Below are 15,660 nucleotides of genomic sequence, written 5' to 3'. Positions count from 1 at the left end.
CCGCGATCAGTTGACCGGGAGCAGCGGCGTCTCGCTGTTCGACGGCATCACGTGGTAGTGCGTGAGCACCTGCATCATCGCCTTCTTGAACGAGACGCGGTTCGCCGACGACATGCGGGTGTTCAGCGGCTCGTCGAACACGGTGATGACAACGTACTGCGGATCGTCGGCGGGCGCGTACCCGACGAGGCTCGTGAAGTAGACGCCGTCCTTGTACCCGGTGCCGTCGCCGTTGGTGATCTGCGCCGTTCCGGTCTTGCCCGCCATCCGGTAGCCGGGGATGGCGACGTCGGCGGCGAGCGTGCCCTGCGCGAAGACGTTCTCCAGCATCGTGCTGAGCGTGTGCGCGGTCTCGGGCTTGATCACCTGCACGGGGTCGGGCAGCTCGGGCGTCGTGACGGTGCCGTCGGCGGCGGTGCACGACTCGACGAGCGACAGCGGCAGCTGTTCCCCGCCGTTGGCGATCGTCTGGTACACGCTCGCGACCTGCGGCACGGTCACGGTGAAGGCCTGGCCGAACGTCGTCGTGTAGTACGTCTGCGGATCCCAGTCGGCGACCTCGTGATACTCCCCGCTGGGCGCGCCCGGCCAGTTCAGCGCCGTGCCCTGGCCGACGCCGAACTTCTTCAGGTAGTCCAGGCGCGTCTGCGGGTCGACCATGGCGCCCAGCTGCGACAGCGCGACGTTCGACGAGCGGACGAGGGCGCCCGTGGCGGTGAGGGTCTCGGGGTCGTGGGTCTCGTCGTCGTTGATGACGGCGCCGTTGGGGAAGACCATCCGGTCGGGATCTTCGACGCGCGTGTCGGGGGTGATCGCCCCGGTGTCCAGCCCCGACGCGATCGTCACCGGCTTGAACGTCGAACCGGGCTCGAACGAGAAGCGCAGCAGCTTCGAGCCGCGGTCGGCCTCGTCGGTGGCGCCGGGGTCGTTGGGGTCGACGGTGCCCGATTCGGCCGCGGCGCGGATCTTGCCCGTCTTGACCTCGACGACCATCACCCCGCCCCACGTCGCGTTCAGTCGCGTGGTCTCCTCGGAGATCATCTGCTGCATGAACCACTGCAGGTCGCTGTCGATCGTCAGTTTCAGCGTGCCGCCGTCGACGGCATCCTTGCGCACCTCCGTGCCGGGGATGATGACGCCGTCGTTGCCGCGCTGGTACGTGAGCGACCCCGACTCCGACTGCAGGCACGCGTTCTGCAACGACTCCAGACCCTCCAGGGGCGTGCCGTCGGAGCCGACGAACCCGACGAGGTTGCCCGCGACGGCGCCGTCGGGGTAGATGCGCGACGGATGCGGCGGGAAGCTCAGGAACGGCAGCCCCAGGTCCGCCAGCGCGCGGTACTCCTCGGTCGACACGTACCGCTTGACGTACGCGAAGCGCGACTTCGGGTCGGCGGCCAGCGCATCGTTCACGATCGCCTCGACGTCGGATGCCGACTGCCCGGTGATGGCGGCGATCTTCGCGGCCAGTTCGGGCCACTGCACCATGACGGGCTCGCCGTCGGCATCCTCCACCTCCGCCCCGTCGGCATCGCGCTCGGCGACACCCTTCGCGGCGAGCAGGGGGTCGATCTGCACGTCATACAGGAGCGTGCTGGTCGCGAGCACCGTCCCGTTCGTGTCGACGATGTCGCCGCGGGCGCCGTACAGCGTCGTCGTGGCGCCGGTCGCGTACTCCTGCGAGGCCTCGATGTGGTCGTTCGCGTTCACGACCTGGATGTCGACGAGCCGCACGACGAACGCGGCGAGCACCGCCAGCACGACACCGAGGGCGATGACCGTGCGCCGGCGCGGGCTGCGAGTGGCTCGGGACGTCATGTAATCAGTGTGTGGCGGGGGTGGGCAGACCGTCGGCGATCGGCGGGGGTGTCGTCGTATTGGCGATCGCCTCGTCGGCGACGCTCGCGCCCGACTGCAGGCTGGCGGCGGGGTCGCTCACGAGCGGCACCCCGGCCACGAGCGCGTTGCCGACGGCCGCCTGCGAGAGGGCGTTGACGGCGCTCGCGCCGACGATGCCGGCCGCGGTGCCGATGATCGCGTTGTCGCTCAGGCGCAGGTAGGTCGGGGCCTGACCGGTGACCATCCCGCGCGCCTCGGCGTTGGCGGCGAGGTACTGCGGCGAGGAGAGACCGGCGACGTCGTCGGCGAGGATCTGCTTCTGCCAGTCGAGGTCGCGCTGCTGCGCCGTGAGCGCCGACAGCTCGTACGACGACTGCGTCGTGAGGATCGACAGCCCCATCTGGGCCGCCGCGATCAGCACGGCGCCGCCGACCGCGACGATGCCGTAGAGCAGCCGCGGGCGACGTCCGCGCCGCGCCCGGTCGAGGGCGCGCAGGGTGCGCGCGGTCTCGGGCCTGGGCGCCGGGCGGGTGAACTCCTCGGGAACGCCCGCGAGCAGGTCGGCGCTCATGCCGCCTCCCGCAGCCGCTCGGCGGCGCGCAGTCGCACCGGGGTCGCGCGCGGGTTGCGTGCCTTCTCGTCGTCGCCCGCGAGTTCGGCGCCCTTGACCAGCAGACGGAACCGCGGGGCGTGCTCGGGCAGTTCGACCGGCAGGCCGGCGGGCGCCGTGGATGCCGCGGCATCCGCGAAGACCCGCTTCACGATGCGGTCTTCGAGCGACTGGTAGCTCATGACGACGATGCGCCCGCCGACGCGCAGCAGGTCGAGCGCGGCCGGCAGCGCCCGCTCGAGGGCCGTCAGCTCGGCGTTGACCTCGATGCGCAGCGCCTGGAACACGCGCTTGGCGGGGTGCCCGCGGCCCTCGCGCTGCACGGCGACGGGAGTCGCCGCGACGAGCACGTCGACGAGCCGGCCGGAGCGCTCTATCGGCGCCTGTGCGCGCGCCGCGATGATGGCGCGCGCGTAGCGCCCGGCGAGCTTCTCCTCGCCGTAGCGCTCGAAGATGCGCCGCAGGTCGCCTTCGCCGTAGGTCGCGACGACCTCCGCGGCGGTGATGCCGGCGGTCTGGTCCATCCGCATGTCCAGCGGGGCATCGTGCGCGTAGGCGAAACCGCGGCCGGCCTCGTCGAGCTGCAGCGACGAGACGCCGAGGTCGAACAGGATGCCGTCGACGCGGTCGACGCCGGCCGAGGCCGCGGCCTCTTCGATGCCGTCATAGACAGCGCCTGCGGCCTTCACGGCATCCTTGATGCCGTCATAGACGCTGTGGACGAGAGTCACACGGTCGCCGAAGCGGGCGAGCCGCTCCCCCGCGATGCGAAGCGCCTCGGTGTCGCGGTCGAGCCCGATGAGCCGCATCCCGGGGAAACGCTCCAGCAGCGCCTCGGAGTGCCCGCCCATGCCCTCGGTGGCGTCGACGAGCACCGCGGCGGGCTCGTGCAGCGCCGGGGCGAGCAGTTCGACGCAGCGGTCGAGCAGGACGGGGGTGTGGATGTCGGAGGAGGTCATGGTGTGAAGCGGGTGACCCGGAGTCGTGATCCCCATCCGCCTGACCTGCCACCGGGGAAGTGGTGTCAGGGCGTGCGGCTGGGAGTCACGGCCACGGCTCAGAACAGGCCCGGAATCACCTCCTGCTCCATGTCGGAGTAGCTGTCTTCGTTTCCTTCGGCGTACGCGTTCCACGCCGCAGCATCCCAGATCTCGGCGTGCGCGCCGACCCCGGTGACGACGAGCTCGCGGTCGAGGTGGGCGTAGGTGCGCAGGTGCGGCGGGATCGTGATGCGGCTCTGGCTGTCGGGCTTCTCGTCGCTCGCGCCGGAGAGGAACATGCGCTGGAAGTCGCGGGCCTGCTTGTTGGTCAGCGGCGCCTCGCGGATCTTCTCGTAGACCCGCTCGAACTCCTTCGTGCTGAAGACGTAGAGGCACCGCTCCTGCCCGCGGGTGACGACGAGGCCGTCACCGAGGTCGGTGCGGAACTTGGCGGGGAGGATGACGCGGCCCTTGTCGTCGAGCTTGGGGGTGTAGGTGCCGAGCAGCATCGGTTTCTCCCCCTTCCTCCGGCCCGATCAAGGTGCGCCCCACTTTACTCCACTTTCCTCCACTTTGATGATCGATTTTGGGAAGAGTTCTCCCCCGCGCTCCGCGCACGACAAAAAAGCACCGACCCGCAGGTCGGTGCTTCTCGGAAAGGGAGGCGGTGGGAGGGCTATTGGTCGTCGTGGCGACGGTCCCAGCGGTCGTTCATACGGTCCATGAACGACGACGAGGGCGAGGCGCTCTTGCCGCCGTGACCGCCGTGACCACCCTTTGGCGCGCCTGCGCTGTTCGAGCTCGGCGCGCCGACGCCCTTGGCGGGAGTGAAGGCGAGCACGACGCCCGCGATCATGACGACGAAGGCGACCACGCCGATCGCGATGATGCCGGTGGACACCCCGGCGACGAGCCCTCCGATGCCGAGGAGGACGAGCACCGTGCCGTAGATGATGTTGCGAGAACTCAGGGTCTGACCGTCCCGGGGCGCGCTGACGACGTCTGCGTCCTTGTTCATGAGATGACGTTCCATCTCATCGAGCAGACGCTGCTCCTGCTCTGACAGCGGCATGATTCCCTCCGGGCGGGTCCGTACCCACAATCCTACGCGTGTGGGTCAGAACTAGGCTAGGCCCGTGACGTCATCCACGGACCGGATCGAGGCTGTTTCTCAGCGACTGGAGAGGTTCGTGGCAGCGCAGCACGCCGCGGCGGAGGATGCCGGGGCCGAAGCGGTCGGATTCGTCTCGGCCGCCGGGTCGGCGCTGACCGGCGGCAAACGCCTGCGGGCACGGTTCTGCCTGACCGGATGGGAGGCCGTCGCGGGCGTCCGCGGCCCCGTCGCAGCTCCGCCCGACGCGGTGATCGCCGCCGCCGCGGCGCTGGAGATCTTCCACGCCGCCGCCCTCGTGCACGACGACCTGATCGACAACTCCGACACCCGGCGCGGCCGCCCCGCGGCACATCGGGCGCTGCAGGCGGTGCACGCGGATGCCGGCTGGGCCGGCGACGGCGACGCGTTCGGCCGTGCGGGCGCCGTGCTGCTCGGCGACCTGCTCGTCGCGTGGAGCGACGACCTGCTCGAGGAAGGTCTCGCGGGCGCGGAGCCCGCGGCATCCATCGCGGCGCGACGCGGCTACGCGCTCATGCGACGCGAGGTGACGATCGGCCAGTTCCTCGACGTCGCCGAGGAGGCGGCCTTCGTCACGGCGCCGGGCGACGAGCACGCCGCGCGGGCGCTGCGGGTCGCGTCGCTGAAGTCGGCGCGGTACAGCATCGAGCATCCGTTGCTGCTGGGTGCGGCGCTGGCCGGAGCCGGCGCGGCGCAGTCGGCGGCGCTGTCGGCGTTCGGGCATCCGCTCGGCCTCGCCTTCCAGCTGCGCGACGACGTGCTGGGCGTCTTCGGCGACGCCGACGTCACCGGCAAGCCCTCGGGCGACGACCTGCGCGAGGGCAAGCGGACGCTGCTGGTCGCCTACGCCCGCGAGCGGCTCGCGCCCGGCGCCCGGCGCGTCATGGACGAGCTGATCGGCGACCCCGGGCTGGATGCCGGGCAGATCGCGGCGCTGCAGCAGACGATCGTCGACACCGGTGCGCTCGCCCGCGTCGAGGAGCAGATCGCCCGGTTCGCCGCCGAGGCCGACCGTGCGCTGCGCGGCGCTGCGCTGGCGACGCCCGCCGTCGGCGCCCTGCGCGACCTCGCGCGCGACGCGACCGCCCGCGCCTCCTGACCCCCGCCCGCCCGCCCGCCCGCAGCCCCGCGAAACCTCACAAATGTCGCCCTTTTCGCGCGACACGCCGGGAAAACCGGACATCTGTGAGGTTTCGCGAGCCGCCGCGAGGTTCGCGGGAGGGGCGGCGGGGCGGGGCGATTCAGGCGAGGGTCTGGGCGACGCGGCGCACTTCGCTCTTGCGGCCCTGGCGCAGCGCCGCGATCGGGGCCTGGCCGATCGACTCTTCGTCGGCGAGCAGCCAGTCGATGGCCTCGTCGTCGCTGAATCCGGCGTCGTGCAGCACGAACACGGTGCCGCGCAGCGCCGCGATCGGCCGTCCGTCCTGCAGGAACACCGCGGGAACCGCGAACGTGCCGGTGCGCCGTGAGCCGATCAGGTGCTTCTCGTCGAACAGTCTCCGCACCCGCCCGAGCGGTTCGCCGAGCACCTCGACGAGGTCGGGCAGCGTCAGCCATTCGCGGTCATCGGCCCATTCGCGGTCATCGACAGGGGGCGCGGCGGTGTCGTCGGTCACCCTTCTACTATCCCACCGGTGCGGTCGATCTCCCCCGCAGCGTGACGCCTTTTCACTTCTGTCACACACATCACTTCCGTCACTTGCGTTGACACCCACCCCAGGTCCGTGACAGCGTGGCGGAGTCGAACGAAGGGAAGACCATGCGCCGAATCCGCCGCAGCGCCCACCTGGTCGCACCGACCGCCGTGCTCAGCACCCTCGCCCTCTCCCTCACCGCGGCGCCGGCTCACGCCGCGCAGGCCGGCGGCGCGCAGACGCACACCCAACGCACCGACCCGGCATCCGCCGCGCGGCGCGACGCGGCCGCCCGCGCCGCCACGGAGGCCGCTCCGGCGACGTACACGATCCGCGCCGGCGACACCATCAGCGCCGTCGCGGAGCGCTTCGGCCTGCACACCGCCGACGTGCTCGCCGGGAACGGGCTGGACTGGTCGACGACGATCTACCCGGGTCAGGTGATCACGCTCTCCCCGTCCCCGAGCGCTCCCGCGGCGGAGGCGGCCCCGGAGCCGGCCTCGGATGCCGTCGTGCACACCGTCGCCTCCGGAGACACGCTGTGGGCCATCGCGCAGGCGGGCGGTGTGTCGCTCGACGCGCTGCTGGCCGCCAACGGCCTGTCGCGCGCGTCGATCATCTACCCCGGCCAGCAGATCGCGGTGCCCACGGCGCAGCCCGCGGCTGCGGCATCCGCCCCCGCGGATGCGGCATCCGCCACCGCGCTCGATGCCGAACAGCAGGCGAACGCGCAGATCATCATCCAGGTCGGGCGCGAACGCGGGGTGCCCGACCGCGGCATCGCGATCGCCCTGGCCGCCGCGATGGTGGAGTCGTGGATCCGCAACGTCGACCACGGCGACCGCGATTCGCTCGGACTGTTCCAGCAGCGCCCGAGCGCCGGCTGGGGCACCGCCGACCAGGTGCGCGACCCGTACTGGGCCGCCGCGGCGTTCTTCGGCGGCCCGTCCGACCCCAACGGCACCGCCACTCGCGGGCTGCTCGACGTCGACGGCTGGGAGTCGATGGACTTCGGCGCCGCTGCGCAGGCCGTGCAGGTCTCGGCGTATCCGGAGCGCTACGGCCCCTGGGAGCAGCAGGCGTACCAGTGGCTGGCGGCACTGGGCTGACCGGGCCGAACCCGCATCGGGGGTGAGGCGCTCCCAGGAGAGGGCGGCAGCGCTCCGTAGACTCTTCGCGTGAGCACGAGTCAGCAGACCGACCCGCTGATCGGCCGTCTCGTCGACGGCCGGTACCGGGTGCGTGCTCGCATCGCCCGCGGCGGGATGGCGACGGTGTACGTCGCGACCGACCTGCGGCTCGAGCGGCGCGTCGCCCTCAAGGTGATGCACAGCCACCTCTCCGACGACACCGTCTTCCAGGGCCGCTTCATCCAAGAGGCCCGCGCCGCGGCCCGCCTCGCCGACCCGAACGTCGTGAACGTCTTCGACCAGGGCCAGGACGGCGAGATGGCCTACCTCGTCATGGAGTACCTCCCCGGCATCACGATGCGCGAGCTGCTGCGCGAGCAGCGCCGCCTGTCGATCCCGCAGGCGATCACGATCATGGATGCCGTCCTGTCCGGCCTGGCCGCCGCGCACCGCGCCGGCATCGTGCACCGCGACGTCAAGCCCGAGAACGTGCTGCTGGCCGAGGACGGCCGCATCAAGATCGGCGACTTCGGCCTCGCGCGGGCCACCAGCGCCAACACCGCGACCGGGCAGATGCTCCTCGGCACGATCGCCTACCTCGCGCCCGAGCTCGTCACCCGCGGCACCGCCGATGCCCGCAGCGACATCTACGCGCTCGGCATCATGCTGTACGAGATGCTCGTCGGCGAGCAGCCGTACAAGGGCGAACAGCCCATGCAGATCGCCTACCAGCACGCGACCGACTCGGTACCGCGGCCGAGCGCCCGCAACCCCGGCATCCCGGAACAGCTCGACGAGCTCGTCATGTGGGCGACCGAACGCGAGCCCGACGAGCGCCCCGCCGACGCGAAGGCGATGCTCGACCGGCTGCGCGAGATCGAGAAGGAACTCGGCGTCTACCCGCACGTCGTGCGCGCCCCCGCCGCGGGGATCGTGGCCGTCGACGACGGCGTCGATTCGGGCGAGCTGACCAAGGTCATGCCCGGCACCTTCACGGCGCCGATGGTCACCGCCGAGGTCGACAACGCGACCCGGCTGCGCTCGCGTGCGAAGCGCAATGCCCGCAAGGGCGGCTGGCTCGTCGCGCTCGTGCTGCTGCTGGCGGCGCTCGCCGGCGGCACCGGCTGGTGGTTCGGCTCGGGACCGGGCTCGATGGTCGCCGTGCCCGATGTGCACGGGCGCACGTTCGACGAGGCGACCGGCATCCTCGCCGACGCGAACCTCGTCGCGGTGTACGGCGAGGATCACAGCCGCGACGTCGCGGAAGGGCTCGCGATCCGTACCGACCCGGCATCCGGCGCGCGGCTCGACAAGAGCAGCGAGGTGACGGTGATCATCTCGCTCGGCCCGGCATCGCACGACATCGGGGCTCTCGCCGGGCTCGCCCTGAACGATGCGACCGACCTGCTCGCGGGTGCCTACATCACCCCGGTCGACGGCGATCCGGCGAAGTTGTTCAACGACGCCGCCCCCGACACCGTCCTCACGGCGTGGATCACGCCGCCCGGCGGCGGCGACCCGGTCGACTGCTCGAACGGCTGCACCGCGCTGGAGACCTCGACCGTCACGTTCGAGGTGTCGCTCGGCCCGATCCCCGACGTCGTCGGCCAGACGCTGGAGGCAGCCACCTCCACCCTCACCGGAGTCGGCCTGGAGGTGGCCTCGACCGAGGAGTACAGCGACGACGTCGAGGAGGGCAGCGTCATCCGCGTCGCCGACCACGACGCGCTGAGCCCCGGCGACACCATCACCCTCGTCGTCTCGAAGGGTCCCGAGCTGTTCGACGTTCCGAACGTCGTGGACACCTCCGCACCGCTGACCCGCGACGAGGCGAAGTCGATCTTGAAGGATGCCGGGTTCACCGTGAGCTACAACGGCCTGTGGGATGCCGTGCTCGACGACTTCACGAGCGTCACCGGCCAGTCCCCCGCGCGCGACGCGACCTGCAACTCGTCGGGGACGAAGTGCACGGCCGGCAGCACGATCGTCCTGACGATCACCGGATCCTTCTGACCCGCCTCCCCCCCTCTCTCCCCTCTCTCCCCCGCGAGACCTCACAAATGTCGCGTTCCACGCGGCGTGTCGCGGCGTGTCGCGGACATCTCTGAGGTTTCGCGAGACCTCACAAATGTCGCGTTCTTCGGGCGGTTTGCGGCGTGTTGCGGACATTTGCGAGGTTTCGCGGAGGGGCGGGCGACGAACGCGGGGCGGGCGCTAGGGGCGGTATGAGCGTCCGGCGAGGGCGCGGCGCACCCGAAGGGCGAGCGACGCGCAGTCGTCGTCGAACTCGTTCGCGCCGACCTCGATGACGCGGCATCCGGCGTCCTCGAAGAGCTGGCGGCGCCGGAGATCCTCGCGCCACTGCTTCTGATCGGTGCGATGGTGATCGCCCTGATACTCGATCGCGACCCGCTGCTGCGGGTAACCCAGGTCGGAATGAAGGATGCCGGCGGCCGTGGACACGGGCATCTGCACGACCGGCTCGGGCAGTCCCCGGTGCACGAGCGCCAGGCGCAGCAACGACTCACGGGGCGATTGCGGGCCGGTTCGGACCCGCTCCAGCGCCCAGGTCAACGCCTTCGCGCCCCGTTTGCCTCGGTGCCGCCGCGCGGCCGCGGCGAGGTCGACCATGGTGCACAGCGGAGACCGGCCCGCGGGCCCTCGCGGTCCGGTGAGCAGGTAGTCGCCGACCGCGACCAGCCACTCGCCGTCGAGCGCCCAACGCTTGCCCGTCTCGGCGTCGGTCCCCGTCGCGCCGGCGACCGAGAGCTGCGCCCAGACGCCGGCCGGGCTCACGACGTGGAGGCCGTCGAGCAGGACTCCCCCGGGGCTGTCGCGACTCTCCCATCCGACGACGCCCGGCCGTCGGATCGGCTCGGCACCCGGCAGCGTCAGGACGTGCAGCTCCTCGGCATCCGTCCACTCGCGCGGGAGCGGCATCCCCCACAGCCTCGCCGCCGTGACGTGACTGAACCACCGTCGTTCGCCCAGGAGCGGCCCGAGTCGGAGGCACCGCTCACGCAGGTCACTCCCCTCGCTCGGAGCGTAGAGCCCGTGGTGCGGATGCGCGACATCCGGCTGACGCAGACGACCACGACTGACTCCGAGGCCGCGCGCCTCCGCGAACCGGAACGGCGCACGATCGAGCGGAGCGGGCAAGGGCGACTGCGAATGCGACATGCCCCGATCGTGCCGAGATCTGCGCGCGCGCATGCGATTCATCCACAGGCCGCGCCCCCACGCCTCGCGAAACCTCACAAATGTACGCGACACGCCGAGGGATGCCCCCGGAATGCGGACATTTCTGAGGTTTCGCGAAACCTCAGAAATGTCCGCGGCGGCGGCGGCGCGCGGGGCGGCGGACGGGGCGCCTCAGCCCATCGGGGTGGTCGTCGTGGTGGCGGGGACGTTGTAGAGCTCGTCGATGTCGCGGGCGAAGTCGGCGAGGATGACGTTGCGCTTGATGCTCATCTTCGGCGTCAGGTGGCCGCTGGCCTCGGTCCACTCGGTGCCGAGGATCGCGAACTTGCGGATCGACTCCGCCCGCGACACGAGCTTGTTCGCCCGGTCGACCGCCCGCTGCACCTCTTCGCGCACCTTGGGGTTGCGCGCCGCGTCGGCCGGCGACAGATCGGCCGGCAGCCCGTTGTTCGACAGCCAGGCGGGCAGCATCTCCGGGTCGAGCGTGACCAGCGCCGCGATGAACGGCTTCTGGTCGCCGACGACGACGACCTGCCCCACGATCGGGTTCGCGCGGATGGGGTCTTCGAGCACCGCGGGCGCGACGTTCTTGCCGCCCGCCGTGACGATGATCTCCTTCTTGCGCCCCGTGATCGACAGGAACCCCTCGTCGTCGAACGCACCCAGGTCGCCGGTCTTGAACCAGTCGCCGTCGAACGTCGCGGCCGTCGCCTCGGGATTGTGCCAGTACTCCTTGAAGACGTTGATGCCGCGCACCTCGATCTCGCCGTCGTCGGCCAGGCGCACGCCGACGCCCGGCAGCACCGGCCCGACCGTGCCGATCTTCGACTTCTTCGCGAGGTTCACGGTCGCGGGCGCGGTCGTCTCGGTGAGGCCGTAGCCCTCGAGGATCGTGACCCCGAGGCTGTGGAAGAAGTGCCCGAGCCGCGGGCCGAGCGGCGCTGACCCCGACACGGCGTACCCGACCTTGCCGCCCATCGCCGCGCGCAGCTTGGCGTAGACGAGCTTGTCGAACAGGGCGAATTTGACCTTGGTGCCCAGCGGCACCTTCTTGCCCTCTTCGAGCAGCGACGAATGCTCGACGGCCGTCGCGGCGGCGGCGCGGAAGATCTTCCCCTTGCCGCCGGCTTCGGCCTTCTGCTCGGCCGAGTTGTACACCTTCTCGAACACGCGCGGCACCGCCAGCAGGAACGTCGGCTGGAACGACCCGAGCGCGGGCAGCAGCTGCTTCGTGTCGGGCTGGTGACCGGTCTTGACGCCGGCGTGGATGTCGAGGATCGAGATGAACCGCGCGAACACGTGCGCCGTCGTGATGAACAGCAGCGTCGAGGCACCCGGCGTGTTCACGACCTCTTCGAGCGCCTTGGCGGCGTTGCGCGAGAGCTCGACGAAGTTGCTGTGCGTCAGCACGCATCCCTTCGGCCGCCCCGTAGAGCCCGACGTGTAGATGAGCGTGGCGATGTCGGCGCCGACGGCGAGGTTGCGCCGCCGCTCGACCTCTTCATCGCCGACTCCGGCGCCACGCGCGCGCAGGGCGGCGAGGCCACCGGATGCCATGTTCCACACCTCGCGCACGAGCGGCACCTCGGAGCGGATCTCGGCGATGCGCGCGGCGTGCTCGTCGCTCTCGGCGATGACGGCGATCGCCCCCGAGTCGGACAGGATCCAGCCGATCTGCGAGGCCGAGCTCGTCTCGTAGATCGGCACCATGACGGCACCGGCGAAGAAGAGGGCGAAGTCGACCAGCGTCCAGTCGTAGGTGGTCTTGGCGACGAAGCCGACCTTGTCGCCGGGCTCGATGCCGGCCGCGACGAATCCCTTCGCGAGTTCGATCACCTCGCGCTGGAACTGCGCGGCGGTGATGTCGCGCCATCCGGCCCCGTGCGGCACGGCGAACAGCGCGAGCGACGGGGTCGCCTTCACCCGCTCGACGAGCAGGTCGGTGACGTTGGCCTGCGGGTCGGCCGGGATGACGGCGGGAACTTCGAACTGGACGGCGCTCATGGGCGGCAACTCCTTCGGTACCGGGTGGCGTCGGTTGCGACGATGGTCTCACGCTCCACACTAGACTCTCGGATGCCGGATCGCCGCTGTCGCCGACACCCCGCACAGCCGAACCGGCGGGAAGGAACAGCCGTGCTGAACGTCGGCATCGACATCGGCGGGACCAAGATCGCGGGCGGCGTCGTCGACGCCGACGGCACGATCGTCGAGCGCTTGCGCGTGCCGACCCCCGCCGACACCGGGGCTCTCGCCGCCGCCGTCGCCGACATGGTGCGCACGCTCGCCGGCCGCCACGACATCCACGCCGTCGGGGTCGCGGCCGCCGGTTTCATCGACCGCACCCGGTCGATCATGCTGCACGCGCCGAACATCGACTGGCACGACGAGCCGCTGCGGGCCGCCTTCGAGGCGCGCATCGGCCGCCCCGTGACGCTGGAGAACGACGCCAACGCGGCCGGCTGGGGCGAGTTCCGCTTCGGCGCGGGTCGCGGGACCACCGACCTGGTCATGATCACCCTCGGCACCGGCGTCGGCGGCGCCGTCATCGTCGACGGGCGCCTGCTCATCGGCGCGCACGGCAGCGCCGCCGAGCTCGGCCACCTCAACTACGTGCGCGGCGGCCGTCCCTGCGGCTGCGGGCAGCGCGGATGCCTCGAACAGTACGCCTCGGGCCGGGCCCTGCAGCTCGAGTTGAACGACGTCGCCGACGCCGGCGGCATCGGTGCGCCCCTCGCGGCGCAGCGCACCGCGAAGGGCAAGATCCCGGCATCCGCCCTGGCACTGCTGCTTTCCGAACAGGATGCCGGCGCCCTCGAAGCCGTCCGCCGTGTCGCGACGGCCGTCGGCGAGGCGTGCGGCGCCTTCCAGGCCGTGCTCGACCCCGAGCTGATCGTCCTCGGCGGCGGGGTCGCCGATCTCGGCGAGGTGCTGCTGGAGCCGACGCGCATCGCCTACGAGGCCGCGCTGCCGGGCTTCGGCGACCGGCCGCAGGCGCGGTTCGTGACCGCCGCGCTGGGCAACGACGCCGGCCTCGTCGGCGTCGCCGACCTCGCGGGACTGCGGAGCTGAAGATGTTCTACTGGGTCATGAAGTACATCGTCATCGGGCCGATCGTGAAGGCGATCTTCCGACCGTGGATCGTGGGCCGCACCAACGTCCCGGCGACGGGAGCGGCGATCCTCGCGAGCAACCACCTGTCGGTGAGCGACTCGATCTTCCTGCCCCTCATGATCGACCGGCCGATGAGCTTTCTCGCGAAGAGCGACTACTTCACCGGCACGGGCATCAAGGGCTGGGCGACCCGCATGTTCATGAAGGCGACGGGGCAGATCCCGATCGACCGCACCGGCGGCAAGGCGTCGGAGAACTCGCTGAACACCGGGCTGCAGGTGCTCGGCCGCGGCGACCTGCTCGGCATCTACCCCGAGGGCACGCGCAGCCCCGACGGCAAGCTGTACCGGGGGCGCACCGGGCTTGCGCGCATGGCGCTGGAGGCCCGCGTGCCGGTCGTGCCGGTCGTCATGGTCGACACCGGCGAGATCATGCCGATCGGGCGGACGATCCCCCGCATCGGCCGGGTCGGCATGGTGATCGGCGAGCCGCTGGACTTCTCGCGCTTCCAGGGGATGGAGAGCGACCGCTACGTGCTCCGCTCGGTCACCGACGAGATCATGGTCGCGCTGCAGCGCCTGGGCGAGCAGCGGTACGAAGACGTCTACGCCTCGACCGTGAAAGACCGCACGGGGCCCTGACCCCGGCATCCGGCGCATCGGCACGACGATAGACTTGACGGATGCCCTCCCCGCACGCCGACCTGGATCACTGGCGCACGCTCCCGATCAAGCAGCAGCCGACCTGGACCGACCCGGATGCCGTGGCTGCGGCATCCGCGGAGATCGCCTCGCTGCCGCCGCTCGTGTTCGCCGGCGAGGTCGACAACCTGCGCGACCGGCTGGCGCGTGCCGCCGCCGGCGAGGCGTTCCTGCTGCAGGGCGGCGACTGCGCCGAGACGTTCGCGGGGGCGACCGCCGAGCAGATCCGCAACCGCATCAAGACGGTGCTGCAGATGGCCGTCGTCCTCACGTACGGCGCGTCGATGCCGGTCGTGAAGATGGGCCGCATGGCGGGCCAGTTCGCCAAGCCCCGCTCGGCCGACACCGAGACGCGCGGCGACGTGACGCTGCCGGCCTACCGCGGCGACATCGTCAACGGCTTCGACTTCACCGAGGCTTCGCGCACCGCCGACCCGCAGCGGCTGCTGAAGGGGTACCACACGGCCGCCTCGACCATCAATCTCATCCGCGCGTTCACGCAGGGCGGCTTCGCCGACCTGCGCGAGGTGCACAGCTGGAACAAGGGCTTCGCGCAGAACCCCGCCAACCAGCAGTACGAGCGCCTGGCGACCGAGATCGACCGCGCGATCAAGTTCATGGAGGCCGCCGGCGCCGACTTCGACGAGCTGCGCCGGGTGGAGTTCTACACCGGCCACGAGGGTCTGCTGATGGACTACGAGCGCCCCATGACCCGCATCGACTCGCGCACCGGCACGCCGTACAACACGTCGGCGCACTTCCTCTGGATCGGCGAGCGCACGCGCGAGCTCGACGGCGCGCACGTCGACTACTTCTCGAAGATCCGCAACCCCATCGGGGTCAAGCTCGGCCCGACCACCGCGCCCGAGGTCGCGCTGGAGCTCATCGACAAGCTCGACCCCGAGCGCGAGCCGGGCCGCCTGACCTTCATCACGCGCATGGGCGCCGGGAAGATCCGCGACGCCCTGCCGCCGCTGTTGGAGGCCGTGCGCGATTCGGGCGCCACCCCCCTGTGGGTGACCGACCCGATGCACGGCAACGGCATCACGACGCCGACCGGGTACAAGACGCGGCGCTTCGACGACGTCGTCGACGAGGTACGGGGGTTCTTCGAGGCGCACCGCGAGGTCGGAACGTTCCCCGGCGGCATCCACGTCGAGCTCACCGGCGACGACGTCACGGAGTGCCTGGGCGGCTCGGAGCAGATCGACGAGGCCACGCTCGCGACCCGTTACGAGAGCCTGTGCGACCCGCGCCTCAACCACATGCAGAGCCTCGAGCTCGCCTTCCTCGTCGCCGAGGAGCTCGAGAAGCGCTGA

The 15,660-nt window shown here is 71.1% G+C and carries 14 protein-coding genes; 6 read left to right on the top strand and 8 right to left on the bottom strand.

What is annotated here, in order from left to right; translation table 11 throughout:
- Nucleotides 1-6 precede the first annotated feature (6 nt).
- The 5 genes from QM720_RS10385 to QM720_RS10365 form a co-directional block, all read right to left on the bottom strand.
- Complete coding sequence (locus QM720_RS10385) at nucleotides 7-1,818, bottom strand: peptidoglycan D,D-transpeptidase FtsI family protein (protein ID WP_415126243.1); 1,812 nt, start codon at nucleotides 1,816-1,818, stop codon at nucleotides 7-9.
- A gap of 4 nt (nucleotides 1,819-1,822) precedes the next feature.
- Entirely contained in the window at nucleotides 1,823-2,410 is a 588-nt protein-coding gene (locus tag QM720_RS10380) for a hypothetical protein (protein ID WP_415126240.1), read from the bottom strand.
- Nucleotides 2,407-3,408, bottom strand: coding sequence for a 16S rRNA (cytosine(1402)-N(4))-methyltransferase RsmH (gene rsmH, locus QM720_RS10375; protein ID WP_415126238.1), 1,002 nt, complete (start codon nucleotides 3,406-3,408; stop codon nucleotides 2,407-2,409). The genes QM720_RS10380 and rsmH overlap by 4 nt, the downstream gene beginning before the upstream one ends.
- Before the next feature lie 98 nt (nucleotides 3,409-3,506).
- Nucleotides 3,507-3,938 carry a division/cell wall cluster transcriptional repressor MraZ gene (gene mraZ, locus QM720_RS10370; protein ID WP_415126236.1) on the bottom strand — a complete coding sequence of 144 codons (432 nt, stop codon included), beginning with the start codon at nucleotides 3,936-3,938 and terminating at the stop codon, nucleotides 3,507-3,509.
- 167 nt (nucleotides 3,939-4,105) lie between these two features.
- A complete protein-coding gene (locus QM720_RS10365; protein ID WP_415126234.1) occupies nucleotides 4,106-4,501 on the bottom strand; it encodes a DUF3040 domain-containing protein in 396 nt (131 codons plus the stop codon).
- Between the two features lie 64 nt (nucleotides 4,502-4,565).
- On the opposite strand from QM720_RS10365, the gene QM720_RS10360 reads away from it, so the two are divergent.
- Nucleotides 4,566-5,660 (top strand): polyprenyl synthetase family protein, encoded by a 1,095-nt coding sequence (locus QM720_RS10360; protein WP_415126232.1) that lies wholly within the window; start codon nucleotides 4,566-4,568, stop codon nucleotides 5,658-5,660.
- A gap of 142 nt (nucleotides 5,661-5,802) precedes the next feature.
- Here QM720_RS10360 and QM720_RS10355 read toward each other — a convergent pair whose 3' ends face one another.
- On the bottom strand, nucleotides 5,803-6,177 hold the full coding sequence (locus QM720_RS10355) for an Rv2175c family DNA-binding protein (RefSeq protein WP_415126230.1): 375 nt from the start codon (nucleotides 6,175-6,177) through the stop codon (nucleotides 5,803-5,805).
- Nucleotides 6,178-6,320: 143 nt separating this feature from the next.
- Here QM720_RS10355 and QM720_RS10350 point away from each other — a divergent pair, with 143 nt between their 5' ends.
- Together QM720_RS10350 and pknB are read left to right on the top strand one after the other, a co-directional pair.
- On the top strand, nucleotides 6,321-7,304 hold the full coding sequence (locus QM720_RS10350; protein ID WP_415126228.1) for a LysM peptidoglycan-binding domain-containing protein: 984 nt from the start codon (nucleotides 6,321-6,323) through the stop codon (nucleotides 7,302-7,304).
- A 69-nt stretch (nucleotides 7,305-7,373) separates the two neighbouring features.
- Nucleotides 7,374-9,338: a Stk1 family PASTA domain-containing Ser/Thr kinase gene (pknB, locus tag QM720_RS10345; protein ID WP_415126226.1), complete on the top strand. Its 1,965-nt coding sequence runs from the start codon at nucleotides 7,374-7,376 to the stop codon at nucleotides 9,336-9,338.
- A 201-nt stretch (nucleotides 9,339-9,539) separates the two neighbouring features.
- On the opposite strand, the gene QM720_RS10340 is transcribed toward pknB, so the two are convergent.
- Both QM720_RS10340 and QM720_RS10335 read right to left on the bottom strand, forming a co-directional pair.
- Nucleotides 9,540-10,265, bottom strand: coding sequence for a hypothetical protein (locus QM720_RS10340; RefSeq protein WP_415126224.1), 726 nt, complete (start codon nucleotides 10,263-10,265; stop codon nucleotides 9,540-9,542).
- Nucleotides 10,266-10,697: 432 nt separating this feature from the next.
- Nucleotides 10,698-12,530 (bottom strand): AMP-dependent synthetase/ligase, encoded by a 1,833-nt coding sequence (locus QM720_RS10335; RefSeq protein ID WP_415126222.1) that lies wholly within the window; start codon nucleotides 12,528-12,530, stop codon nucleotides 10,698-10,700.
- A 132-nt stretch (nucleotides 12,531-12,662) separates the two neighbouring features.
- Here QM720_RS10335 and QM720_RS10330 point away from each other — a divergent pair, with 132 nt between their 5' ends.
- The 3 genes from QM720_RS10330 to QM720_RS10320 are packed head-to-tail and all read left to right on the top strand — an operon-like array spanning nucleotide 12,663 to nucleotide 15,660.
- Complete coding sequence (locus QM720_RS10330; RefSeq protein ID WP_415126220.1) at nucleotides 12,663-13,598, top strand: ROK family glucokinase; 936 nt, start codon at nucleotides 12,663-12,665, stop codon at nucleotides 13,596-13,598.
- Nucleotides 13,599-13,600: 2 nt separating this feature from the next.
- A complete protein-coding gene (locus tag QM720_RS10325) occupies nucleotides 13,601-14,281 on the top strand; it encodes a lysophospholipid acyltransferase family protein (RefSeq protein WP_415126217.1) in 681 nt (226 codons plus the stop codon).
- Nucleotides 14,282-14,322: 41 nt separating this feature from the next.
- A complete protein-coding gene (locus tag QM720_RS10320; protein ID WP_415126215.1) occupies nucleotides 14,323-15,660 on the top strand; it encodes a class II 3-deoxy-7-phosphoheptulonate synthase in 1,338 nt (445 codons plus the stop codon).

It is taken from the genome of Microbacterium sp., assembly GCF_047602155.1.
Lineage (GTDB): Bacteria > Actinomycetota > Actinomycetes > Actinomycetales > Microbacteriaceae > Microbacterium.
Note: the sequence above shows the minus strand (reverse complement) of the source record. Positions and strands in the feature narration are given on the sequence as shown.

Excerpts from the sequence above, each read along its gene's own strand:
- QM720_RS10385 (WP_415126243.1), bottom strand. The coding sequence starts at position 1,818 with ATGACGTCCCGAGCCACTCGCAGCCCGCGCCGGCGCACGGTCATCGCC.
- QM720_RS10380 (WP_415126240.1), bottom strand. The coding sequence starts at position 2,410 with ATGAGCGCCGACCTGCTCGCGGGCGTTCCCGAGGAGTTCACCCGCCCG.
- rsmH (WP_415126238.1), bottom strand. The coding sequence starts at position 3,408 with ATGACCTCCTCCGACATCCACACCCCCGTCCTGCTCGACCGCTGCGTC.
- mraZ (WP_415126236.1), bottom strand. The coding sequence starts at position 3,938 with ATGCTGCTCGGCACCTACACCCCCAAGCTCGACGACAAGGGCCGCGTC.
- QM720_RS10365 (WP_415126234.1), bottom strand. The coding sequence starts at position 4,501 with ATGCCGCTGTCAGAGCAGGAGCAGCGTCTGCTCGATGAGATGGAACGT.
- QM720_RS10350 (WP_415126228.1), top strand. The coding sequence starts at position 6,321 with ATGCGCCGAATCCGCCGCAGCGCCCACCTGGTCGCACCGACCGCCGTG.
- QM720_RS10340 (WP_415126224.1), bottom strand. The coding sequence starts at position 10,265 with ATGCCGCTCCCGCGCGAGTGGACGGATGCCGAGGAGCTGCACGTCCTG.
- QM720_RS10335 (WP_415126222.1), bottom strand. The coding sequence starts at position 12,530 with ATGAGCGCCGTCCAGTTCGAAGTTCCCGCCGTCATCCCGGCCGACCCG.
- QM720_RS10325 (WP_415126217.1), top strand. The coding sequence starts at position 13,601 with ATGTTCTACTGGGTCATGAAGTACATCGTCATCGGGCCGATCGTGAAG.
- QM720_RS10320 (WP_415126215.1), top strand. The coding sequence starts at position 14,323 with ATGCCCTCCCCGCACGCCGACCTGGATCACTGGCGCACGCTCCCGATC.